The organism is Streptosporangium sp. NPDC049376 (assembly GCF_044466505.1).
GTDB lineage: Bacteria > Actinomycetota > Actinomycetes > Streptosporangiales > Streptosporangiaceae > Streptosporangium.
On record NZ_JBITMT010000020.1, the window covers coordinates 97,964 to 120,434 of the forward strand.

Below are 22,471 nucleotides of genomic sequence, written 5' to 3' on the forward strand. Positions count from 1 at the left end.
ACTTCGTGGGTGACGGAAGAAGAGCTGCCCGCGGGTCTCAGCGCGCTGTGGGCCCGGTTCGACGAGCCCGAACCGGAGCGGAGAAGCCGGCTGACCCTGTCCCGCGTCGTCCAGGCGGCGGTGGAGCTGGCCGACGCCGACGGCCTCGACGCCGTGTCGATGGCGCGGGTCGCCGAACGGCTCGGCTTCACCACGATGTCGATCTACCGGTACGTCAGGAGCAAGAACGAGCTGCTGCTGCTGATGCTCGACCAGGTCGCGGCGCTGCCCGCCGAACTGGACGAACCCTGTGGCGGCTGGCGCCCCGGCCTGGAGCGCTGGTGCCGCGCGCAGTGGGAGATGCTGCACACCCACCCCTGGATCGTGCGCCTGCCGATCACCGGGCCACCGATCACCCCCAACCAGCTTGCGTGGACCGACCGTGCCCTGGGGGCGTTGAAGGACACCGGGCTGAGTGAGGCCGACAAGGTGGGGGTCGCCCTGCTGGTCGCCAGCCACATGCACACCGTGGCGCGGCTGAGCGCCGACCTGGGGCAGGCCGCCTCGGGCGAGTCGATCGCCGCCTACAGCGACCTGCTCGGCGGCCTGGTCGACGGGCGGCGCTTCCCCGCGCTGCGCGCCGCCGTCGACGCGGGCGCCTACGACTACCCCGCGGAGACCCCGGCGGACGAGCGGCGGCTGGACTACCGGTTCGGGCTCGCCCGGATCCTGGACGGCGTGGCCGCGCTGATCCGCGCCACGGGCGGATGACTACTCGGGCCAGTCGGAGTCCTTGATGACCTCGACGAAGTCACCGCGCCGGAAGCCGGGAACGTAGTGGGCCAGTACGTCGGCCTTGACGTTGCCGAAGGTTGTCTCCGGGCGGTCCTTGACGCCCTCGGTGAAGGCGGCGAGAATCCGGTTCTTGAAGTCGGGCCGGGGGTGGGCCGCGACCACGGCCTCGCGCTGCTCGTCGGAGACCGCGTGATAGCCGATGCCCAGAACGTCCAGCTCCACGCCACGGGTGATCAGGGCGACCTCGGGCGCCATGTGCAGCGGGATCTCCGGGGTGGTGTGCAGGGCGATCCCCGTCCAGACCCGGTCGGCAGGCTCTCCGGTGACACCGTGGGCGTTCAGGAAGCGGCGGGCCTCGTCGGCGCCGTCGATCTCGAAACGCTGGTCGGTACGGCGGAAGCGCTCGGTCAGCCCCAGGTCGTGGAACATGGCCCCCACGTACAGCAGCTCCGGATCGAAGTCCAGCCCCTGCTCCCGGCCGCGTAGTGCCCCGAACAGGAACACCCGCCGGGAGTGGTCGAACAGCAGCGGGGAGGCGGCCTCACGCACCAGTTCGGTCGCCTCACGCGCCAGGGCGCTGTCCGGGATCCGTACACCCGCGATCGATTCACCCGTCATGACTGCCTCTCCTCACCCTCGATCGGTTGACTCCTCCAGATTCACCCGGTGCCATACCCTGACACCATGTCCATACGGCCATGTGAACCACAGATTCCGACATGACGCATCGAGTGGCCTTTGTGGTGTTCGACGGCGTGACCCTGCTCGACGTCAGCGGCCCCCTGGAGGTGCTGCACCAGGCGGGCCGGTACACCTCGGTCCTGGTCTCCCCCCACGGCGGCGACGTCCGGACGGCCTCCGGACCGGCGCTGGCCGCGACGACGACGGCGGCCGACGCCGGGCCTGTCGACACGGTCGTGGTCGCCGGAGCCGACCACCTCGCGGAGCGGAGCCCCGAGGACGAACTGCTGACGACGGTCGCCGACCTCGCCGACCGGGCGGCACGGGTCGCCTCGGTCTGCAGCGGCGCCTTCGTCCTGGCGGCGCTCGGCCTGCTCGACGGCCGGAGGGCGACCACCCACTGGAGGCACGCGCGGGCTCTCGCCCGCCGCCACCCCCTCGTGCGCGTCGAACCGGACGCCCTGCACATCCGGGACGGCCGTTACGTCACCTCCGCGGGGATCAGCGCGGGCATCGACCTGGCCCTCGCGCTGGTGGAACACGACCACGGAGCGGGCGCGGCCCGGGACATCGCCCGTGAACTGGTCGTGTTCATGCAGCGCCCGGGCGGCCAGTCACAGTTCTCCACGGCGCTGGCGACCCCACCGGCACGCGGCGACCTGCTGCGTTCACTGACCGCCTCCGTACTCGCCGACCCGGCGGCCGACCACAGCCTGCCCGCCATGGCCGCCTCCGCGTCGGTCAGCACCCGGCACCTGACCCGGCTGTTCCAGGCGGAGCTGGACACGACTCCGGCCCGCTGGGTCGAACGTGTCCGTCTCGACCGCGCCCAGCAGCTCCTCCTCGACGGGCACAGCATCACCTCGGCGGCACGGCACAGCGGTCTCGGCAGCGACGAGACCCTGCGCCGCACCTTCGCCCGCCACCTGGGCACCACGCCCACCGAGTACCGCAGACGTTTCGGCACCACGACCTGACATCGACCTGACATTCGAAGCGGCCACGCCGTCGTAACGGTGAGGGACAGGAAATCCACACCGGAAGAAAAGGGGCGGGCGGCGATGACCACGCGACGCGAAACAGACGAGACCGTTCTCCGGAGGCACCTCGGCAGGCTGGTCGAGGCGATCCAGGCCAAGGACCTTGAGGGCCTGGAACGTCTCTACGCGGCGGACGTCGTGTCCTTCGACGTGGAACCTCCGCTGCGGCACGTCGGAGCGGAGGCGAAACTCAGGAACTGGGCGAACGTGTTCGCGTTCTTCGCGGACGTGACCTACGAGGTGCGCGACCTGAGACTCGTCGTGGGTGACGACGTGGCGTTCGGGTACGGCTTCGGCCGGCTCAGCGGCACGTCGAGGAACGGGACCGCGACGAGCGGCATATGGGTCAGGGGCACCTTCTGCTTCCAGAAGATCGACGGCGACTGGCTGATCGTGCACGACCAGGCCTCCGTGCCGTTCGACATCGCGACCGGCAGAGGGGTGATCGACCTGGAACCCTGACGGCAGACGGGAGACTCGGTCTGAGGTGGCCCGGCCGGTTCGCGACTCTCACGGGGAGATGGGATACCTTGGCGGGACGGCGACCGTCCGCGCCGAACCTCCGGCGACCCGCCCCAGCCGGGTCACCCACGGAGGCAAAGGGAGGCCCACCTCTCGGCCGGAGCTTCGTTGCCGATCGCGTGCCCGCCGTACCGGTCGCTGGGGGATCCACGGTTGGCCGCGTGGGAGACGACCATGACGAAGCAGCCCGACTTCAAACGACGCGTGCGCGCCCGGATGACCAAGACCGGCGAGTCGTACGCCGCCGCCCGTGGCAGGCTCCTCGCCGAACGGCCGGCCGACGACCGGATGGCCACGGCGTTGCATGTCAGCAACGGCGACGGCACGGCCCTGCCGGAAACCGGGCTCGCCCGGCGCGTGCTGTTCTGGCGTGACGTCCTGCACGACGGCCCGGTGCCCGCGGTGGGGGCCGGGGAGCTCCGCCGTGTCAGGGCCGGTTTCCTCGCCGAGGCGGGCGCGGACGAACGGGGTGAGGCCGCGGCGATGTTCGCCGAACGCGACCGCGTCCTGGAGGACAACCGGGACGGCGAGTACGTGCTGTGGTTCGAGGCGGACCTGTACGACCAGCTGCAGATCATCCAGATCCTCGCCCGCCTCGCCGACCTGGGTGTTCCCGCACGGCGCATCACCTTGATCTGCATCGGCGAGCATCCCGGCATCGCCCGCTTCGGCGGCCTCGGCCAGCTGACCGTGGAACAGCTGCGCGAGCTGCCCGCGACGAGGGCGTGCGCCCGGCTGACCCCGGACGCGCTGCGGCTCGCCACCCACGCCTGGGACGCCTTCCGGGCGCCGACCCCCGACGGCCTCGGCGCCGTCGCCGCGAGCCACTCGGCTGAGCTGCGCTTTCTCGGCGAGGCGTTCGACCGGCTCAGCAGGGAGTACCCGGCCACCCGCGACGGGCTGTCGCTGGCCGAACGACGGGTACTCGCCGCGGCCGCCGACGGCGCGCCCGACGCAGGAACCGTGTTCATCCGCGCGGCGGCGCGGGAAACACGCCCGTACCTCGGAGACATCTGGTACTTCGCGATGATCGACCGGATGGTCCGTGCTCCGGTTCCGCTGCTCGACGCCGAGCGAGGGGGCCGCCGGGTCGGCCACACCACCCGCCTGCGCCTGACCGAAACCGGAGCACGGGTACTCGCGGGCGAGGCCGACCATGTCGCGCTCAACGGCCTCGACCGCTGGATCGGCGGCGTCCACCTGAGCGGCCGCCACGTACGCTGGCGCTGGGACGACGGGCTCGAAACCATCACGGGAAAGGCCTGACGAGCGCACGTCAACCGCGCCGCCGGTCTCCGCCTCCGGCGTCCAGCGCCTCGACCACCTGGCGGTGCACCCGGGTCAGCACGACGACCAGCACCACGAGGACGACGTCCAGGATCAGCACCGAGACCAGCGGCGGCAGCCACCGCGCCGCGAACCCGACCGCGGCGCAGGCGCCGCACGCGAGAAGCCGTGCGACCCACGCCCGTCCCGTGGTGACGTAGTACCACCACGCCTGCGCGACCAGGTACAGGATCGGGCCACCACACAGGAGCAGGCCCACCTGGGCGTTGCCGGGGCCGGTGGCGTGGCCGATCACCAGCTCGGAGCCGACCGCGCCGATCACCAGGCCTGTCAGCGTGCCGTACAGGCCGTTCACCGCGCGGTGGATCGATCGCATCGGGTCGGCTGTGATCGCGATCTGCCGTGTCACGATCTTCTCGCCGCCGAGGAAGTACGTGGCCCACAGGCACACCAGCGCGACGAACACCCCGAAGGCGGCGGCCGTCGTCGGCACGTCGACCGGGGCGTCGGAGATCGCCGACCCGATGGTCAGCACCGTCTCACCGAGCTGCAGGATGAGGAACAGCCGGATCCGTTCCACCATGTGCTCGGCGTCGAACACGAAGTGCCGGGACGGGAAGACCCTGCCGGGCAGCGGGTGCCTCAGCCACGTCCCGGCCAGGTCGACCGCGGCGGCACCGGCCCACCAGACCAGCCGGGATCCGGGATCGGCCGCGGCCCCGGCCAGCCACAGCGGAATCGAGACCGCGGCCCACACCAGCACCCGGTGGTAGTGGCTGCGCAGGACGGCCACCGAGGTGGTCAGGGCGGCCGTCGCGCCGGTCAGGAGCAGGATCGCCACCAGAGGCACCGTGAACGCCCACGGGCGGGCCGCGAACGCGTGCGGGATCTGGGCGTTCATGAACAGGCCCAGGCCCATCACCGCCAGCACCAGCCCCTGGGTCCGGGGCCGCGTGATGTCCAGGAAGGTGGCGTCGAAGCTGGTGAGGACCCAGGTGCTGAGGACCGCGACCAGCATCACCGCCGTCTCGGCGGCGCCACGCCAGGACAGCTCGGCGTGCAGATGCTCCGCGAGTTGCCTGAGGGCGAAGACGAAGGCCAGGTCGAAGAACAGCTCCAGCGGGGACACGGCACGGCGCAGCCCGGCGTCCGACGTCGCGCTCACGCCGGGACGCCTGACAGGGTCACGGCCCGACTCGGCATGCCTTCACGATAAGCCAGATGATCGTCACAGCGGGTCACGACACCGGGCGGACGTCGACGTGGCTCTCTCACGAACGACGGCTTTCCAGGCCCGGCGCCCGGGTCGGCGTCACCGGCCGCGAAGAAGCGCGTCCGAGCCGGTCAACGGCCCAAACGGCGGGGCACGGCGGTCGGCCACCCGCTCAGCCGAACAGCGACAGATCTGTGACTCCTCCGCTCCCTGAAGGGGGTTCCAGTAGTAATCACGGAAAATCCAACGGACCTGCCGAAGACCAGACAGAACCTTTGTTCCATCCGGTTCTTGGGATTCCGTCTGACCAGGTCAGCGCAGTGGAAGCGCTGCGGGAGCCAATCCGGCCCCACGCCGGGCACGACTATCCACGGCCGAAACCCCGGCTTCTGCGGCGCCTTCGTTAGCGCAGGTCAGAAGGTACTTCGTTGGAAATTTCTTCATTGCTACCGGGACCCCCAGGGAGGCGGCCAAGGAACTGACCGGGCAGATCGTCTCCAGCGCTCGCCCCCATCTCGAGGTGACCGTCTTGCGGTACATGGAGAACAACGCCGCCCAGGCCGCCCGTGACGCCGTCAACGACATCGTCCGCGAGCTTCCCTAGACGCCGCGCTCCACCGGCCGCGAGAACCTTTCGACGTGGTTTGCACGACCGATGGAGGCGGTGTCGTTCAGGCCGGGAGGACTCCGGACTTCCCTTTACGCGGGAGGGGAGTCGGTTAAGCGGCGTCCAACTCGGCGATGAGTTTCTCGATCCGGCTGCGGATCTCGTCGCGGATAGCCCGGACGGCCTCGATGCCTTGACCGGCAGGGTCCTCCAGCTTCCAGTCCTCGTACCGCTTGCCGGGGAAGAACGGGCAGGCGTCGCCGCAGCCCATGGTGACGACCACGTCCGAGGCCTGGACCGCCTCGGGGGTGAGGATCTTCGGCTTCTGGTCGGTGATGTCGATACCGGCCTCGGCCATCGCGGCCACCGCGACCGGGTTGATGGTCTCGGCCGGGGCCGAACCGGCGGAGCGGACCTCGACGCGGTCTCCTGCCAGGTGGGTCAGCCAGCCGGCGGCCATCTGGGAGCGGCCGGCGTTGTGGACGCAGACGAACAGGACGCTGGGCGTGTCAGACATGGGCCGGCCCCTTCGAGGCGGTGGTGGTGAACAGGCGTCGGCCCCACAGGCTGACGTAGACCAGGGCGACCAGGACGGGCACCTCGATGAGCGGGCCGACCACCCCGGCCAGGGCCTGGCCCGAGGTGACGCCGAACACGCCGATGGCCACCGCGATGGCCAGTTCGAAGTTGTTGCCCGCCGCGGTGAACGCCAACGTCGCGGTGCGGTCGTACGGCAGGCCGATCGCCCGCCCGAACAGGAACGAACCGCCCCACATCACGGCGAAGTAGACCAGCAGCGGCAGTGCGATCCGGGCCACGTCGCCGGGCCGTTCGCCGATGGTGTGTCCCTGGAGGGCGAACAGGATGACGATGGTGAACAGCAGGCCGTACAGGGCGACGGGTCCGACCTTGGGCAGGAACCGCTCCTCGTACCAGTCGCGGCCCTTGCTTCTTTCGCCGAGTTTGCGGGAGGCGTATCCGGCGGCCAGGGGGATGCCCAGGAAGATCAGGACGCTTTGCGCGATGTCCCACGCCGACACCTGCAGTGCGGTGCCTTCGCCCAGGCCCAGCCAGGCGGGCAGGATCTGCAGGTAGAACCAGCCCAGTGCGGCGAAGGCGACCACCTGGAAGATGGAGTTGATCGCGACCAGGACGGCGGCGGCCTCCCGGTCGCCGCAGGCCAGGTCGTTCCAGATGAGCACCATGGCGATGCAGCGGGCCAGGCCGACGATGATCAGCCCGGTGCGGTAGGCGGGCAGGTCGGGCAGGAGCGTCCAGGCCAGGGCGAACATCAGCGCCGGGCCGACGACCCAGTTCAGCAGCAGGGAGGACAGGAGCAGGCGGCGGTCGCCGGTGACGGTGCCCAGCCGGTCGTAGCGGACCTTGGCCAGCACCGGGTACATCATCAGCAGCAGGCCCAGAGCGATCGGCAGCGAGATCCCGCCGACCTTCACCGTCTCCAGCGCCGTGTTCAGGCCTGGTACGGCCCGGCCGAGCAGCAGCCCGGCGGCCATCGCGACGCCGATCCACACCGGCAGGAAGCGATCCAGTGTGGACAGCCCCTTGAGCACGGCCGGGGCGGCGGCCGGAGGGCGGGTGGAAGGTGATGACATGCGGTGTCCTTGGATGTGTCGTACAGGGCGTACGGGTCAGGCCGTGACCGGGACGCTGAGTAGGTCGGACAGTTCAGCCAGCCGTTCGGGCACGGCCCGGTAGTAGACCCAGGAGGCGCGGCGTTCGGAGGTGAGCAGGCCGACGTCCTTGAGGACCTTCAGGTGGTGGCTGATGGTGGGCTGGGAGAGATCGAAGGCTCCGGTGATGTCGCACACGCACGCCTCACCGCCCGCGTGGCTGGCCACGATCGACAGGATGCGCAGCCGTACCGGATCTCCCAGGGCCTTGAACACCCGCGCCACCGTGGCCGACCGTGGGGCGTCCAGCGGTTCACGCACCAGCGGCGAGTCACAGTCCAGGATCTCCAGCGGTTCCATCGTCTCCCCTTCGGTCATGTCAACGAGCAGCAGGTTTCCACTCTCATCTATATTGACATCTATCTATGGATGGTTGACGCGGGGGGTGACGATGAGGTGGCCGGTTGGCGCATGGGTGTCAGGCGGCGGGTACGCCGAGTTCGCCCAGCAGGGCCCGCACCCGCCCTTCGATCTCGTCGCGGATCGGTCGCACGGCTTCGACGTTCAGGCCGGACGGGTCGGCGATGTCCCAGTCCAGATACCGCTTGCCGGGGAAGAGGGGGCAGGCGTCGCCGCAGCCCATGGTGACCACGACGTCGGCGGCCCGCACGATCTCCTCGGTCCAGGGTTTGGGGAACTCGCCGGAGATGTCGATGTCGGCCTCGGCCATCGCCGCCACCGCGGCCGGGTTGATCCGGTCGGTGAACTCCGAGCCGCCCGACCAGGCCACGGCGTGCTCACCGGCCAGGTGCCGGAAGAAGCCCAGCGCCATCTGCGAGCGGCCGGCGTTGTGGACGCACAGGAACAGCACGATCGGCCGCCCGTCGCCCTGGCCCTCCACCCGCGCCAGGGCGAACAGGCGCTGGCGGGCGAATCGCTCAGCCAGCAGCGGCAGGAAGGTGGCGATGGCGGCGGCGGAGGCGAACTGGTCGTAGCTGGTGTGCAGGAAGCGCTCGACGGTCTCGGCGGAGAAGGTACCGGCGAACTCCTCGCCCAGCCGGCGGGCGGAGCTGGTCAGCGCCAGGTTCTGGTCGATGTTGAGGTCGGCGCGTTTGTAGGTGGGGTTCATGATCGGCTCCTGGAACGGCAACACATGGAATCGATATCTGTCTAATTCGACAGAAGCCAATATTGACATCTATCGATTCCGAGATGGGTAAACGGCCGATGAACAACCGACCTCTCCCTGATCCGCCATCGCCTGCCACGGAGCGGCCACCCATCCGTCCGGGAGGGCTTGGGCATGACGAAGGCCCTCGCCAACGGCGAGGGCCTTCGGTTCAACGAGTGCGTACCGGTGTGCAGGTCGCCTCTCGGCGGAAGGCACAACGCGGCTCCAGCCGAACGGTAGTCCGCGAAGGCGATAGGTGAGGCCCGGGGACACTGGGCACACCGGCCACGCCATCCTCAACCACCATCGCCCGCCGAATGTTCCCCGCTTCCGCGCACACGTGAGGGCGAAGCCTGGCTCTGGAAAGAACGGCCCGAGACCCTGGAGATCCGGCGCACACAAAAGTGCGACAGCGCAGAAACGAAGGAGCGCAACCGGCATGACCCTGGACGAAAACACCGCACCCGCCCAGGCGGTGCGCTCAATGCCGCTGGCCTTCGCCGCCGGGGCGGTGGTGGGCGCACTTGGCGGAATGATCGGCCTGGGAGGCGCGGAGTTCCGGCTACCGCTCCTGATCAGCCTGTTCGGATTCGCCGCGCTGTCGGCGGTCATCGTGAACAAGGCGATCAGCCTGGTCGTGGTGCTCACCGCGCTACCCGCCCGCCTGTCCGCCGTCTCCTTCGCCGACCTGGGCACGCACTGGACAGTCGCGGCCAACCTGCTGGCCGGAAGCCTTCTGGGCGCATGGGCCGGAGCGTCCTGGGCGGTACGAATGCGCACCGCCACCCTGTACACGGTGCTGACGGCCTTGATGACGTTCATGGCCGCCGCCCTGCTGTTCACCCATTTCACCGCCCTGGGTTCACCGGCCCTGCCCGGCCCGGTGCAGACGGTCGCCGGGGTCGCGGCCGGGTTCGGCATCGGCGTGGTGGCCGCCATCATGGGCGTGGCCGGCGGTGAACTGCTGATCCCCGTGATCGTGCTGCTGTACACCGTCGACATCAAGACCGCCGGGAGCCTGTCACTGCTGGTGTCGCTACCCACCATGCTGGTGGCCTTCGCCCGCTACAGCCGAGATGGCAGCTTCGCCGTCCTGGGCGCCAACCGGCGATTCGTCGCCGTCATGGCCGCCGGGTCGATCACCGGCGCCCTGCTGGGCGGCCTGCTGCTCGGTGTGGTCCCCGATCTGGTCCTCATCCCCGTCCTGGCCGCCGTTCTGCTGATCTCAGCGATCAAGCTGTCTCGTCACGCCTCCGCGAGCGAGTGAACACCGCTCCGGAGGCGTCCCGGCTATTGTCCGGTGACGGCGCTGCGCCGTTCCAGCAGGACCACGTCCCGCCAGAGGCCGCGGTGGCAGCCGACGCGTTCGCGGGTGCCGACCACGCGGAAACCGAGCCTGTCGTGCAGGGCGAGGCTGGCGGTGTTGCCGGGGAAGACCCCGGCCTGGATCGTCCAGATCCCGGCGTCCTCACTGGCGGCGATGAACTCCTCCAGCAGCGCCCGGCCGATGCCGTGCGCCTGGCACCCCGGGTGGACGTAGACGCTGTGCTCGACCACCCCGGCGTACACCGGCCGGGCCGAGACCGGCGAGGCGGCCACCCAGCCGACGACCTGATCGGTCGCGGTGTCGACGGCCACATACCGCAGGTGCGCCAGCTTGCCCGCGGTGAACCCCTCCCAGGAGGGCGCCGTCGTCTCGAAACCGGCCTGTCCCGTATCCAGGCCCGCCTGGTAGATGGCCAGCACCTGCTCGGCGTCGCTCTGCAACATCGGCCGGATCTCCAGGCCCGGCCCGGCGGCGGGCTTGACCGCCTGGACGATCGCTGAACGCACCCCGTCGCCGTGATCGGTGGTCAGCGCGATCCGCATGCCGACGAACCCGGCCCCCACCAGCAACTCGCGGCAGGCGGCCACCGGCAGCGCCCCGGCCACGCAGCCGATGCGCTGCCCGGCCACCCGGCGACACTCCGAATCGAGTTCGCCGTCCACCACGACATCGCTGACTCCGAACCGGCCGCCCGGCCGCAGCACCCTGAGCGCCTTGGCCAGCGCCGCCGCCTTGTCGCCGGACAGGTCGATCACACAGTTGGAGATGACCACGTCCACCCAGTGGTCAGGCAGCGGCACTCGCTCGATCGTGCCGTGCAGGAACTCGGCGTTGGTCACCCCGGCCTGCTCGGCGTTGCGGCGGGCCAGCGCGATCATGTCGAGGCTGGCGTCCAACCCGTACACGGTGCCGGCCGGGCCGACGCGGCGCGCCGACAGCAGCACGTCGATGCCGCCGCCCGAGCCCAGGTCCAGAACCGTCTCGCCCTCATGCAGCGAGGCAACGTTGACCGGATTACCGCACCCCAGGCTCGCCCGCACCGCCGCTGCGGGCAGCGCGCGATCTGCTGCCCAACCCGGAGCGTTCGGTCACCTCGATCGCCAAGCTGCTGGGTGTGTCGGTCGGGACGCTGTACAACCACATCCCCGACCTCCAGGAACTCCGCGCGGGCAACCCTGTACGGCTTGCGCTCCACCTGTGATCACGGGGCCGACGCCGCCTCAAGCGGAACCGACAAAGCAGCGCCTGGCGCAGAGAAGCGGCGACGGCGTCGGCCAGGCGCTCGAACCCGGTACGGGACAAGCGGTCGAGCAGGTCCTGCTGGGTCTGGATCGGTCTCTACCGCGGTCCTCCCGGATCCCTTTTCATCAAGGGTCGGCCGACTTGCCTGATCGTCACGAACGCTTGCTGGATTCCGCTTTCGCCAGGTGAGCTGGATGATCGCGGTTATCCTCGCAGCAGCCGACGCCGCGAGGTATCTGTGTCCACCCATGAACTCTTCGGCCGCCGTGCTGAGCTGGCGGAGCTGTCAGGGCTCCTTGATCGTGCGCACCTTCAGGGGGAGGCGCGGCTGATCCGAGGCGAGCCGGGGGTCGGGAAGTCCGCGCTCCTGTCCGCGGCGGCCGGTCTCGCCGTCGCTGCGGACCTGCGCGTGCTTCGTTCCTCCGGCTCGGAATTCGAGGCGGACATCGCCTACGCCGGACTCAACCAGTTGCTCCTCCCGGTGCACGCGGATGTCGAGCGGTTGCCCTCCGGGTTGAGGGAAGCGCTGTCGGTGGCGCTCGGTTTCGCGGTTGGCGCGCCGACGGACGCCTTCCTGGTGTGCAACGCGGCGCTCTTGCTGATCAAGTCCGTGGCGGCCGACACGCCCCTGGCGTTGCTGGTCGACGATGTGCAGTGGATCGACCGCGCCAGCGCCACGGTGCTCGGCTTTCTCGCCCGCCGTCTGCATGGAGTCAGGGCCTCGTTGCTTGTGGCTACGCGTACTGAGTCTTCCGCGTTTCTCGATCCTCGTGGCTTGCCCGAGCTGGTGATCGGCCCTCTGGATCATGAGGCTTCCTGCTGGCTGGTCGACGCCCGCTTCCCCGCCTTGCTGCCGCCGGTCCGGCAGCGTCTGCTCGATCTGGCTCAAGGCAATCCGCTGGCGCTCGCCGAACTGCCCTCCACACTGACCGGCGTGCCGCAGGTGGCACGCGCAGAGGTGGTACCGCTCAGCGAACGGCTCCAGGCGATGTTCGCCGCCCGGATCGCGGGGCTGCCGGAGGCCACGCGCAGCGCCCTGCTGCTGGCGGCCTTCGAAGGCGCCGGCGACGTCCGGGTCGTGCGCGCCGCTTTGACCGGCGGTGCAGGATTGGCCGTTCTGGCTCCAGCCGAGCGGGCGCAACTCGTGAGCGTGGACGATGTCACGGCGCGCATCGCCTTCCGCCATCCGCTGATCCGCTCGGCTCTCGTGGCCGGGTCCACGCACGAGGAACGCCGTGAGGCGCATCTCGCTCTGGCCGCCGCGCTTCCTCACGACCAGGAGCGCCGAGCATGGCACCTCGCGGCTGCTGTCACCGGCCCGGACGAGTCCGTCGCGCTGCTGCTGGAGAACGCGGCGCACCGCGTCATGCTCCGCGGGGACGCCGTTGCCGCGGTGGCGGCGCTGGTGCGCGCCGCCGACCTGAGCGAGACCAGCGCTGATCGGGGCCGCAGACTTTCCGAAGCCGCCTATATCGGGGCAGAGGCCGGTGGAGCGATCGAGGACGCGAAATCTCTGCTGGACGACGCCCGCCGTGCCGTACCTGACGCGGCAGGTTCGCTCCATTCCGCGAACGCCGCCGCCTTCCTGCTGCTCAACGGGGAGGGCGATGTCGCCACCGCCCACCGGCTGCTGACCGGCGCCATCGAGACCGCTGGCCATGGCTACCGAGCCGACGATGCGGCGCTCATCGAGGCGATGCACACCTTGATGCTGTTGAGCTGGTACGGCGGCACACCAGAGTATTGGGAGCCCTTCACCCGAGTGCTGCGGCGCCTGGAGCCGCGGGCCCCGGACGTGCTGGCCCTGGCGAGCATGACCTTCCCCGATCCGGTCCGCACCGGCGTCGCGGCACGGGAGCGCAGCCGCGCCGTGCTCGCCTCGCTCGCCGAGGAGAGCGACCCCTCGCGGATCGTGCGGATCGGCACCGCGTCCGTGTACCTCGATCGCCTGAGTGACTGCCGCGCTTCCTCGTGGTGGCTGGTACGGCAAGGCCGCGAGGGCGGCCCACCACGACGGCATCTCGGCGCCCTGATGCATCTGTGCCTGGACGACTATCTCTCCGGGCAGTGGGACGAGGGCGAAGCGCTCGCTCTGGAAGGGCAGCAGGTCTGCGACAGGGCCGGGTATCCCTTCTTCAGGTGGTATTTCCTGTACAGCCGGGCCGTCTTCGCCGCCGGGCGAGGCCGGTTCGACCAGGCGCGGGAGCTGGCTGACGAGATCACGCATTGGGCGTTGCCTCGCGGGGTGAGGGCTGCGGCCCTGTTCGCCCAGCATCCGCGCACGCTTGCGGCCCTGGGGGAGGGCGACTACGAGTCCGCCTTTCACCACGCCTCGGTGATGAGCCCGCCCGGGGTGCTCGCCTCGCACGTGCCGCACTGCACCTGGGTGATGTTCGACCTGGTCGAGGCGGCGATGCGGACTGGGCGGGTGCGGGAGGCGAGGGCGCATGTCGAGGCGATGCGGGCCGCGAACGTGGCCGCTCTGTCGGACCGGATGGCGCTGATCCAGGCGGCGGCAGAGCACCTCGCGTTCGACGAGGGACCAGCGAGAGTGGAGGCTCTGCTGTCCACTTCGGGGCGCTGGCTCTGGGAGGCGTCTCGGGTCAGGCTCGTGCTCGGCGAGGGGATGCGGCGCGCCAGGGCCACCGCCTGCGCTCGTCGCGTGCTCGACGCCGCCCACGACGGGTTCGCCGCGATGGGCGCAGGGCCATGGGCCGAGCGGGCCCAGCGGGAGATCCGCGCCACCGGTCACCGGCCGGCCGAGGGGTCGGCCGGTCCGGCCACCCTGACCGCCCAGGAGTTGCAGATCGCCCGGCTGGCGGCGACCGGGCTGACCAACAAGCAGATCGCCGAGCGTCTGCACCTGTCCCACCGCACGGTCGGCGCTCATCTCTATCGCATCTTCCCCAAGCTCGGCGTCGCGACGCGAGCCGGGCTCAGTGCCGCGCTCACGGACTCGTCACGCATCGATGATCCGTCGCCGCGGCACTGAGGCGCATCAGTCATTCGACCTAATGCCGCCAGCCGGCGAGTGCAGAGTCGGATGACCGATGTGGTGCGGCGCGGCCGGTCCGAGAGTGGGCTTCGACAAGCCCGCACGAGCTGAGGAGCGACCCTCGTGACCATCGGACATGGCTTCCACGCCGTCATGAAAGCCCGACCCGGCCTGGGCGGCGAGCTGATCGGCGAACTGCTGAACGCGCCGTCCCTGCCGCACGACGACTGCGTCGTCTTCCTGGTGGGACGCTCGGCCGCCGACCCCGACACCGTCCACGTGACCGAGGGCTGGGTCAGCGCCGAAGCCCACGCCGCGTTCTTCGCCACCGAGCCGGCGCAGAAGCTGGTGGCGAAGCTGCAGCTCCTCCTGGACGGCGAGTCGACCTACTTCGACGAGGTCCCCGTCGGCGGCAAGGCCGTCCTGTGAACGCCTCAACCGCCCGCCCGGGCCTCGACCCGGAACTGCGGGAGCTGCTCAGCGGCCTGCCGCTCGTGCCCGAGCTCACGCCCGAGCTCCTCGCCCAGTTCAGGCTCGTCCCGTCGCCGCCTCCTGACCTGGACGGCCGCGCCGTGGAGCGACGAGAAGTCTCAGGAACCGTCCCGCTGTCGGTCTTCAGCCCGCCCGGCCATCCGGCAGGAGCGCCCGCCGTCCTCTGGCTCCACGGCGGCGGCATGATCATGGGCGACCGCTACTCGCAGCTCGACATCCCGCTGGAGTGGCTCGACCTGTTCGGCGCCGTCGTGATCTCCGTCGAATACCGTCTGGCGCCCGAGGCCATCGGTACCACCCTGGTCGAGGACTGCTACCGCGGGCTGCTCTGGGTCGCCGAGCACGCCGGTGAACTCGGCATCGACCCGCAGCGCATCGTCGTCGCGGGCACCAGCGCCGGCGGCGGACTGGCAGCAGGGCTCGCGCTGCTGGCCCGCGATCGCGGCGGGCCGCGGATCGCCGCGCAGATGCTCATCTGCCCGATGCTCGACCACCGCAACGACACCCCTTCCAGCCGACAACACTCCGGCGGGCCCGGTGTGTGGACCCACGAGACCAACGCGTTCGCCTGGCGATCGGTCACCGGCGGCGAGGAGGTTTCCGCCTACGTGTCGCCGGCGATCGCCGAGGACCTGTCCGGCCTGCCGACCGCCTTCATCGACGCCGGAACGGCCGAGGTCTTCCGTGACGAGGACGTCGCCTACGCCACCCGGATCTGGGAGGCCGGAGGTCAGGCCGAGCTGCACGTGTGGGCGGGCGGCTGCCACGGCTTCGACGCGCTCTTCCCGAAGGCGCGCCTCTCGATCGCCGCTCGCCGTACCAGAAACGACTGGCTCGCCCGCATCCTGCAGGTCTCACCATGAGCGATCACGCGGCATTCCTGCACGAGTTCGTCCGCGCCCCCCTCACCGTCGGAGCCGTCGCCCCTAGCGGGAAATCGCTGGCCGACCTGGTCGTCGCGCCCGTGCCGCGCGAGGGTGACCCTGTTGTGGTCGAGCTCGGGCCCGGCACAGGCGCGTTCACGGCGGCCATCCAGCGCCGGCTCGGCGGCCGGGGCCATCACCTGGCCGTGGAGATCAACGAACGGTTCACCTGGCAGCTGGCCGCGCGCTACCCGCGGGTGGACGTCGAGGTGGCCGACGCCCGCGCACTACGCGAGCTGCTCAGGGTGCGCGGCCGCCATCAGGCCGATGTGATCGTGAGCGGGCTCCCGTGGGCGGCATTCGCCGCGGGCACGCAGCGGGATCTGCTCGAAGCGATCACCGGCACGCTCGCCCCCGGCGGAGCGTTCACCACCTTCGCCTACACCTACACCCGGTGGGCGCCGCCCGCCCGGAGGCTGCGGCGGTCACTGTCCGAGCGGTTCGAGGAGGTCGTCCTCAGCCGGACCGTGTGGGCGAACCTTCCACCTGCCTTCGCCTACATCTGCAGGCGGCCGAGGCCATGAGAACTCTGCGGAGCAAGGCCAGGCCGACCGGCCAGGATCACCGCGCCACGCCTTTCGAGCTGTTCTTCGACCTCGTCTACGTCTTCGCCATCACACAGATCACCGGATACATGGCGCGGCAGCGGGATGCCGAGGGCGTCCTCCAAGGCCTGATGACCCTGGCCCTGCTGTGGGGCACCTGGTCGGGCTACACCTGGCTGGGCAACCACTCTCGCGCCGACGAGGGCGCGCCCAGGGCCGGGATGATCGTGGCCATGGCCGCGATGTTCGTGCTCGCCCTGGCCATCCCGGAAGCGTGGAGCGGCGGGCCGGGCTCGCTGGTGCTGGTTGTGGCCTATCTGCTGGTGAGATGGGTGCACCTGGCGATCTATGCCGTGGCCGCGCGGGATGACCCCGGCCTGCGACGTCAGGTAGCGGTCACCTGGACGCCGCTGGCGGTGAGCGCCGTGCTGCTGGTCTGCGGAGCCCTGCTCGGTGGCCGGCCGCAGACGGTCTTGTTCGCCCTGGCACTGGTGGTCGACTGGGTGGGCATCTACGTGACCACCCGGCACGGCCACTGGCGGCTGCGCAGCCCCGCGCACCTGACTGAACGGCACGGGCTGTTCATGATCCTGGCCATCGGCGAGTCGATCGTGGCAGTCGGGGCGGGCGCCGCCGGCCAGCCCCTGAGCGCCGCGCTCCTGCTCGCGGCCATCCAAGGAATCGCCGTCGCGGTCGCCCTGTGGTGGTCGTACTTCGACGCGGTGTCACGGGCCGCGGCCCGCCGCCTGCACGGGGAGGGCCGGCTACGTCTGGCGGTGGAGGCCTACACATACGGCCACTTCCCGATCATCGCCGGGATCGTGCTCGCCGCCCTGGGCATCGAAGGAGTGGTCGCTCACGCGGGCGACACCGATCCGCTGGGCGTCTTCTCCACGCTCGCCTTGTACGGCGGCGCCGCGCTGTATCTCCTGGGACACCTGCTGTTCCGGCTCCGGATCCACCACGTGTTCAGCGGCGCGCACCTGGCCGCGACGGGCGCCCTTCTGCTGATCGCGCCGGTCGCCGCCATGCTGCCGCCGCTCGCCGCCCCGGTCGGTGTCCTCGCCGTCCTGACCGTGGTGATCGTGGTGGAGGCCCAGAGGAATGGGCAAGGACGCGCGAGTTTCCTGGCTCGTCCCCGGCCCCGCACGACTGATTCCCTGCTGGTGGAGGACACATGATGACGAACGAGCACCACAGCGAGATCACCCTGCACGTCAACCACACCGCCCACCGGCTGACCGTCGACAACCGCACGACCCTGCTGGACGCCTTGCGCGAGAGGCTCGGTCGCACCGGACCGAAGAAGGGCTGCGACCACGGGCAGTGCGGCGCGTGCACCGTGCTGATCGCCGGCAGACGGGTCGTCTCGTGCCTGACCCTGGCGGTCGCCGCCGAAGCGGCCGAAATCACGACGGTGGAAGGGTTGGCTCGCGACGGCGAGCTGACGGCGCTGCAGGAGGCGTTCATCCGCCTGGACGGCTTCCAGTGCGGCTACTGCACCTCCGGGCAGCTCTGCTCGGCCGTCGGCATGCTGGCCGAACACGCGGCGGGATGGCCGAGCGCGGTCACCGCCGACGTGGCCGGCCCCGCGCCAGAACTGGACGCCGCCGAAGTACGCGAGCGGATGAGCGGCAACCTGTGCCGATGCGGGGCATACCCGTCGATCGTGCGTGCCGTCCTGGAGGCGGCCGAATGAGGGAGTTCTCCTACCATCGGGCGGCCGACGTCCGCGAAGCACTGGCCATGGCGCACGAGGGCGCTCGCTACCTGGGCGGCGGCACAAACCTCGTCGACCTGATGAAGACCGGCGTCGAAGCGCCCACCCGGCTGGTCGACGTGCGATTCCTGCCGCTGTCCGGGATCAGCCAGACCGCCGACGAACTCGTCATCGGGGCCACCACCACCAACAGCGACCTCGCGGCCCATCCGCAGGTACGGCGGCGCTTCCCCGCGCTCAGCCAGGCGGTGCTGGCCGGCGCGTCCGGCCAACTGCGCAACATGGCCACGGTCGCCGGCAACCTGCTGCAGCGAACCAGGTGCGGCTACTTCGCCACGCAGGAGTGCAACAAGCGGGTGCCGGGCACCGGATGCCCCGCGATCATGGGGCAGCACCACAACCACGCCATCCTCGGCTGGAGCGAGAGCTGCGTGGCGACGCACCCCTCGGACATGGCCGTGGCGCTCCTCGCGTTCGACGCGATCGTGCACGTGGAAACCCTGGAAGGGCCAGGCGAGATCCCGCTGGCGGACTTCTACCCGCCGGTCGGGGACACGCCCCACGTGGAGACCACCCTCCCGCCGGGCGCACTGATCACCGCTGTCCGCCTCCGCGGATCCTTCCCCCACTCGCGCTACCGCAAGGTCCGTGAGCGGGCGTCCTATGCCTTTGCCACCCTCTCCGCGGCCGCGAGTCTCGACGGCGGCTCCGCGCGGATCGCGCTCGGCGGGGTGGCCTCGCGACCCTGGCGCGCCCAGCGGGCCGAAGCCGTCCTGCTGGAGCACCCGGGTGACTTCCACGGGGCCGCCGAGGCAGAGCTCGCCGCCGCCCAGCCGCTGCCGGGTAACGGCTACAAGCTGACGCTCGCCCGCAATCTCATCGTCTCCGTCCTGAACGAGGTGCGCCCATGAGCGCCATAGGCGTTGCCCGGCCGCGGGTGGAAGGTCCGGACAAGGTCACCGGGGTCGCGCGCTACGCGGCTGACGTGCCGATGGACGACCTGGCCTTCGGCGTGGCCGTCCTGGCCACCGTGTCGCGCGGGCGCGTCCGTGACATCGACGCCTCAGCCGTCCTGGACATGCCCGGAGTGGTGGGGGTTCTCGACCATCGCAACGCGCCCCGCCTCAACCCTGAGGCGCTCGGCTTCTTCGGGCCCGACCGTCAGCTCCAGCTCCTGCAGGACGACGTCGTTCCGTTCTCCGGCCGGCCGGTCGCGCTGGTGGTCGCCGAGACGCTGGAACAGGCTCAGGCCGCGGCCGCGGCGCTGCCGGTCACCTACCAAGCGGAGCCGCACGACACCGGGTTCACCGCCGAGCACCCGGCACGCCGTCCGGCGGTGACGTTCTTCGACGGGCCCGTCGACATCGGCGACGTCGAGGCCGAACTGGCCGCCTCAGCGGTGGTGGTCGAGGAGCGCTACCGAACGCCGGAGGAGCACCACAGCGCCATGGAGCCGCACGCGGCGACCGCATGGTGGGAAGACGGCCGGCTGGAGGCCATCGACTCCAACCAAGGGCCGTTCATCGTCGCCGGTGTCCTGAGCGCCCTGTTCTCGATGCCGCTCGACCGGGTGCGCGTCCGCACCGAGCACATCGGCGGCGGTTTCGGGTCCAAAGGACCATGCGGGCCGCACCTGATCCTCGCCGCCATAGCCGCCCAGCGTTTCGGACGGCCCATCCGAGTCACGCTCAGCCGTACGCAGGTGTTCCTGTCGACCGGCATGCGGCCGGCCACCGACCAGCAGATCCGGATCGGCGCCGACGCCGACGGGCGGCTGCGAGCGATCTGGCACCATGCCGCCTTCGAGATCTCCCCACTGGCGGAGTTCATCGAAGGGTGCACGGAGCTGACCAAGACGCTCTACGCGGCGCCCGCGATCCGAACCAGCCTCAGCGCGGTCCCTCTCGACATCCTGCCACCGTGCTCGATGCGCGGGCCGGGCACCGCGCCCGGCTCGTTCGCGCTCGAATGCGCCATGGACGAACTGGCGGAACGGCTGCACATCGATCCGCTCGAGCTGCGCCTGCGCAACGAGCCCGCGGTCGGGCCCGTGTCCGGCCTGCCGTTCAGCAGCCGCAACCTGGTCGCGTGCCTCCAGGAGGGCGCGCGACGGTTCGGCTGGGCCGGCCGCGACCACCAGCCCCGGCAACAGCGCGAAGGGCGTCTGCTGATCGGCACCGGGCTCGCCGCCACCTCCTTCAGCGCCGGGGCGTTCGCCTCGACGGCGTCCATCACGGCCGAGCCCGACGGCGCCTACACCGTGGCGGTCGGCGCCGCCGACCTGGGGACGGGCGCCCGCACGGCACTGACCGCGATCGCCGCCGACGCGCTGGAGGTGAGCACCGAGCGCATCCGGCTGCGGATCTCCGACAGCGCGCTCGGCCCAGCCTGGGGCGCCGGCGGCTCCCGGGGGACCACCTCCTGGGCCTGGGCGATCTCAGAGGCCGGGGCGAGGATGCGCGAGCAGGGCGCAGGCACGGTCACCGTCGACACCACGGAGCTGCTCGGCGACCTTCCCTCCATGGAACGGCACGCCTTCAGCGCCGTCTTCGCCGAGGTGAGCGTCGAACCGGCGACCGGCGAGGTACGCGTGCGCCGGCTCCTCGGGATGTACGCCATCGGCCGCGTGGTCAACCCGCTCACCGCCCGCAGCCAGGTGATCGGCGGCATGATCGGCGGACTGTCGATGGCCCTGCACGAGGAGGGTTTCCGCGACCGGGTCACCGGCCGCCACGTCAACGCCGACTTCGCCGGCTATCACATCGCGACGCACGCCGACGTGCCCGACATCGAGGCCGACTTCGTGCCCGACCACGAGCCCGGCATCCCGATGGGAATCAAAGGCGCGGGCGAGATCGGCAACGTCGGCACGGCTGCCGCCATCGCCAACGCCGTCTGGCACGCCACCGGCGTCAGACAACGCTCCCTGCCTCTTCGCCTCGACCGGGTGCTAGAGGAGAGTCCCGGCTGGGCGGAGCGCCGAACTGGCGACGGTACTCCCGGCTGAACTGCGAAGGGCTGTCATACCCCACCCGGCGGCTGACGGCGGCGATGTCGCTGCGCGCGGACGAAAGCTGAAGCCGTGCCTGCTGCAGCCGGATCTGCTTCTGGAACTGGATCGGGCTCATCCCGGTCACCGCGTGGAAGTTGCGGTAGAAGGCCGACTCACTCATGCCTGCCAGCTTGGCGACCTCCTCGACGCGGAAGGGCTCGGCATAGTGGTCGCGAATCCAGCGCACGGCCCTGGCGATGTGACTGAGACTGCTGTCGGGCAGGCCGAACTGCCGCATGATCGCGCCCTGCTCACTCGTGATCAGCCGCCAGATGATCTCACGCTTGATGAGTGGAGCCAGTACGGCGCGATCCTGCGGCCGGTCGAGCAGCCGCACCAGCCGGATGACCGCGTCCAGAAGTTCGGCGGAGGCGGTGCTGACCGCCAGACCCGAGGGAGCGTCCTCGTCGAGCTCTGGCAGATCTCCCGGCCCTGCCTGCAGCAGCACCTCCGCCACAGCGGCCGGGTGCAGGGTCAGCCCCATGCCGAGCCCAGGCACGCCGGGACTGGCTTCGGCGAACTGGGCGGTCACCGGCAGGTCGACCGAGGCGACGAGGTACTGGCCCGCGTGGTATTCGTACACGCGTTCGCCGAGCGCGAACCGCTTCGTGCCCTGGGCCACCACGGCCAGCACCTTGCCGTACGTCGTGGGCACCGGTGGGCGCGGCCGTTCCGCCTTGAAGATCAGCACATCCTCCAGCGGAGTGCTGAGATCAGGACGAGCATGACGGTCGAGCAGATCACGCAGCTCCTCGAGAACCATGATTCGCATCCAACACCGGGAGTGATCCCCGTTCAATCCCGGTGTTCGGGCGTGACCATCTGGACCAGATCATGGATTCCGGTCAGATGAAGCGCAGGGTGTCCGCGTTCACGGGGGGGGGACGTCCGGATCACCTTCGCCGCCATTAGATACTCGCGCGCCAGGTTGAACAACAGCGACGGCGAATCGTGCTCCATCGCCCGGTCCAGCAGGAACTGCTCCAGCTCCTTCATCTCCTGGCCGCCGGCCGGGGCACTCTTCCACTCCAGGTACTCGGCGATCTTCACCAGATGATCCGAACGGGTTTGGGCCCGCTGCCCGTAAGACGCCAGCACCGCAGGGCTCACGCCCAGCCGCTCCGCGGCCCGGGCCACCGCCGCGAGCCGCGCTTCTAGGCGATGTCTGATAAATGATCACGGCAGGTGCGGTTAGATGATCGTTCGTGGTGCGACGAGGTGAACTGACCGACAAGGCCTGGCAACGGAT

22 protein-coding genes are annotated in these 22,471 nt (G+C 70.3%); 13 read left to right on the forward strand and 9 right to left on the reverse strand.

Features of this window, described 5'->3' with window-relative positions:
* Positions 1-9 precede the first annotated feature (9 nt).
* Entirely contained in the window at positions 10-750 is a 741-nt protein-coding gene (locus tag ACIBVQ_RS33605; protein WP_386195214.1) for a TetR/AcrR family transcriptional regulator, read from the forward strand.
* Here the strand turns inward: ACIBVQ_RS33605 and ACIBVQ_RS33610 are convergent, their stop codons facing one another.
* Positions 751-1,392 (reverse strand): HD domain-containing protein, encoded by a 642-nt coding sequence (locus tag ACIBVQ_RS33610; RefSeq protein WP_352012314.1) that lies wholly within the window; start codon positions 1,390-1,392, stop codon positions 751-753.
* A gap of 101 nt (positions 1,393-1,493) precedes the next feature.
* On the opposite strand from ACIBVQ_RS33610, the gene ACIBVQ_RS33615 reads away from it, so the two are divergent.
* The 3 genes from ACIBVQ_RS33615 to ACIBVQ_RS33625 all read left to right on the forward strand — a co-directional run bounded on the left by ACIBVQ_RS33615 (position 1,494) and on the right by ACIBVQ_RS33625 (position 4,283).
* Positions 1,494-2,432 carry a GlxA family transcriptional regulator gene (locus tag ACIBVQ_RS33615; RefSeq protein ID WP_399182456.1) on the forward strand — a complete coding sequence of 313 codons (939 nt, stop codon included), beginning with the start codon at positions 1,494-1,496 and terminating at the stop codon, positions 2,430-2,432.
* An 84-nt stretch (positions 2,433-2,516) separates the two neighbouring features.
* On the forward strand, positions 2,517-2,957 hold the full coding sequence (locus ACIBVQ_RS33620; protein WP_399182458.1) for a YybH family protein: 441 nt from the start codon (positions 2,517-2,519) through the stop codon (positions 2,955-2,957).
* A 234-nt stretch (positions 2,958-3,191) separates the two neighbouring features.
* Positions 3,192-4,283: a hypothetical protein gene (locus tag ACIBVQ_RS33625; protein ID WP_399182460.1), complete on the forward strand. Its 1,092-nt coding sequence runs from the start codon at positions 3,192-3,194 to the stop codon at positions 4,281-4,283.
* A 10-nt stretch (positions 4,284-4,293) separates the two neighbouring features.
* Here ACIBVQ_RS33625 and ACIBVQ_RS33630 read toward each other — a convergent pair whose 3' ends face one another.
* The 5 genes from ACIBVQ_RS33630 to ACIBVQ_RS33650 form a co-directional block, all read right to left on the reverse strand.
* Positions 4,294-5,469 (reverse strand): low temperature requirement protein A, encoded by a 1,176-nt coding sequence (locus ACIBVQ_RS33630; protein WP_399182462.1) that lies wholly within the window; start codon positions 5,467-5,469, stop codon positions 4,294-4,296.
* A 767-nt stretch (positions 5,470-6,236) separates the two neighbouring features.
* Positions 6,237-6,641, reverse strand: coding sequence for an arsenate reductase ArsC (locus ACIBVQ_RS33635; protein ID WP_399182464.1), 405 nt, complete (start codon positions 6,639-6,641; stop codon positions 6,237-6,239).
* Positions 6,634-7,737, reverse strand: a complete 1,104-nt coding sequence (arsB, locus tag ACIBVQ_RS33640) for an ACR3 family arsenite efflux transporter (RefSeq protein WP_399182466.1) — start codon at positions 7,735-7,737, stop codon at positions 6,634-6,636. The genes ACIBVQ_RS33635 and arsB overlap by 8 nt, the downstream gene beginning before the upstream one ends.
* 36 nt (positions 7,738-7,773) lie before the next feature.
* Positions 7,774-8,133 carry an ArsR/SmtB family transcription factor gene (locus ACIBVQ_RS33645; protein WP_399182468.1) on the reverse strand — a complete coding sequence of 120 codons (360 nt, stop codon included), beginning with the start codon at positions 8,131-8,133 and terminating at the stop codon, positions 7,774-7,776.
* 100 nt (positions 8,134-8,233) lie between these two features.
* A complete protein-coding gene (locus tag ACIBVQ_RS33650) occupies positions 8,234-8,884 on the reverse strand; it encodes an arsenate reductase ArsC (protein ID WP_399182470.1) in 651 nt (216 codons plus the stop codon).
* 481 nt (positions 8,885-9,365) lie between these two features.
* Here ACIBVQ_RS33650 and ACIBVQ_RS33655 point away from each other — a divergent pair, with 481 nt between their 5' ends.
* Positions 9,366-10,193: a sulfite exporter TauE/SafE family protein gene (locus ACIBVQ_RS33655; RefSeq protein ID WP_399182472.1), complete on the forward strand. Its 828-nt coding sequence runs from the start codon at positions 9,366-9,368 to the stop codon at positions 10,191-10,193.
* 23 nt (positions 10,194-10,216) lie between these two features.
* Here ACIBVQ_RS33655 and ACIBVQ_RS33660 read toward each other — a convergent pair whose 3' ends face one another.
* Complete coding sequence (locus tag ACIBVQ_RS33660; protein WP_399182474.1) at positions 10,217-11,293, reverse strand: GNAT family N-acetyltransferase; 1,077 nt, start codon at positions 11,291-11,293, stop codon at positions 10,217-10,219.
* 440 nt (positions 11,294-11,733) lie between these two features.
* On the opposite strand from ACIBVQ_RS33660, the gene ACIBVQ_RS33665 reads away from it, so the two are divergent.
* The 8 genes from ACIBVQ_RS33665 (at position 11,734) to ACIBVQ_RS33700 (ending at position 21,177) form a co-directional block, all read left to right on the forward strand.
* Positions 11,734-14,487 (forward strand): AAA family ATPase, encoded by a 2,754-nt coding sequence (locus tag ACIBVQ_RS33665; protein ID WP_399182476.1) that lies wholly within the window; start codon positions 11,734-11,736, stop codon positions 14,485-14,487.
* Between the two features lie 126 nt (positions 14,488-14,613).
* Positions 14,614-14,919, forward strand: coding sequence for a putative quinol monooxygenase (locus tag ACIBVQ_RS33670; protein ID WP_399182478.1), 306 nt, complete (start codon positions 14,614-14,616; stop codon positions 14,917-14,919).
* Positions 14,916-15,845, forward strand: coding sequence for an alpha/beta hydrolase (locus ACIBVQ_RS33675; RefSeq protein ID WP_399182480.1), 930 nt, complete (start codon positions 14,916-14,918; stop codon positions 15,843-15,845). Before ACIBVQ_RS33670 ends, ACIBVQ_RS33675 begins: the two co-directional genes overlap by 4 nt.
* Positions 15,842-16,429 carry a class I SAM-dependent methyltransferase gene (locus ACIBVQ_RS33680; protein WP_399182482.1) on the forward strand — a complete coding sequence of 196 codons (588 nt, stop codon included), beginning with the start codon at positions 15,842-15,844 and terminating at the stop codon, positions 16,427-16,429. Before ACIBVQ_RS33675 ends, ACIBVQ_RS33680 begins: the two co-directional genes overlap by 4 nt.
* Positions 16,426-17,631, forward strand: coding sequence for a low temperature requirement protein A (locus ACIBVQ_RS33685; RefSeq protein ID WP_399182484.1), 1,206 nt, complete (start codon positions 16,426-16,428; stop codon positions 17,629-17,631). Before ACIBVQ_RS33680 ends, ACIBVQ_RS33685 begins: the two co-directional genes overlap by 4 nt.
* Positions 17,631-18,149 (forward strand): (2Fe-2S)-binding protein, encoded by a 519-nt coding sequence (locus ACIBVQ_RS33690; RefSeq protein WP_399182500.1) that lies wholly within the window; start codon positions 17,631-17,633, stop codon positions 18,147-18,149. The genes ACIBVQ_RS33685 and ACIBVQ_RS33690 overlap by 1 nt, the downstream gene beginning before the upstream one ends.
* The gene (locus tag ACIBVQ_RS33695; protein WP_399182486.1) at positions 18,146-19,081 is read left to right on the forward strand and encodes an FAD binding domain-containing protein; all 936 of its coding nucleotides are present in this window, start codon (positions 18,146-18,148) and stop codon (positions 19,079-19,081) included. The genes ACIBVQ_RS33690 and ACIBVQ_RS33695 overlap by 4 nt, the downstream gene beginning before the upstream one ends.
* Positions 19,078-21,177: a xanthine dehydrogenase family protein molybdopterin-binding subunit gene (locus ACIBVQ_RS33700; protein ID WP_399182488.1), complete on the forward strand. Its 2,100-nt coding sequence runs from the start codon at positions 19,078-19,080 to the stop codon at positions 21,175-21,177. The genes ACIBVQ_RS33695 and ACIBVQ_RS33700 overlap by 4 nt, the downstream gene beginning before the upstream one ends.
* On the opposite strand, the gene ACIBVQ_RS33705 is transcribed toward ACIBVQ_RS33700, so the two are convergent.
* Positions 21,083-21,985 carry an AraC family transcriptional regulator N-terminal domain-containing protein gene (locus ACIBVQ_RS33705; protein WP_399182490.1) on the reverse strand — a complete coding sequence of 301 codons (903 nt, stop codon included), beginning with the start codon at positions 21,983-21,985 and terminating at the stop codon, positions 21,083-21,085. The genes ACIBVQ_RS33700 and ACIBVQ_RS33705 overlap by 95 nt on opposite strands.
* A 32-nt stretch (positions 21,986-22,017) precedes the next feature.
* A complete protein-coding gene (locus ACIBVQ_RS33710) occupies positions 22,018-22,359 on the reverse strand; it encodes a DUF4158 domain-containing protein (protein ID WP_399182492.1) in 342 nt (113 codons plus the stop codon).
* Positions 22,360-22,471: the final 112 nt, after the last annotated feature.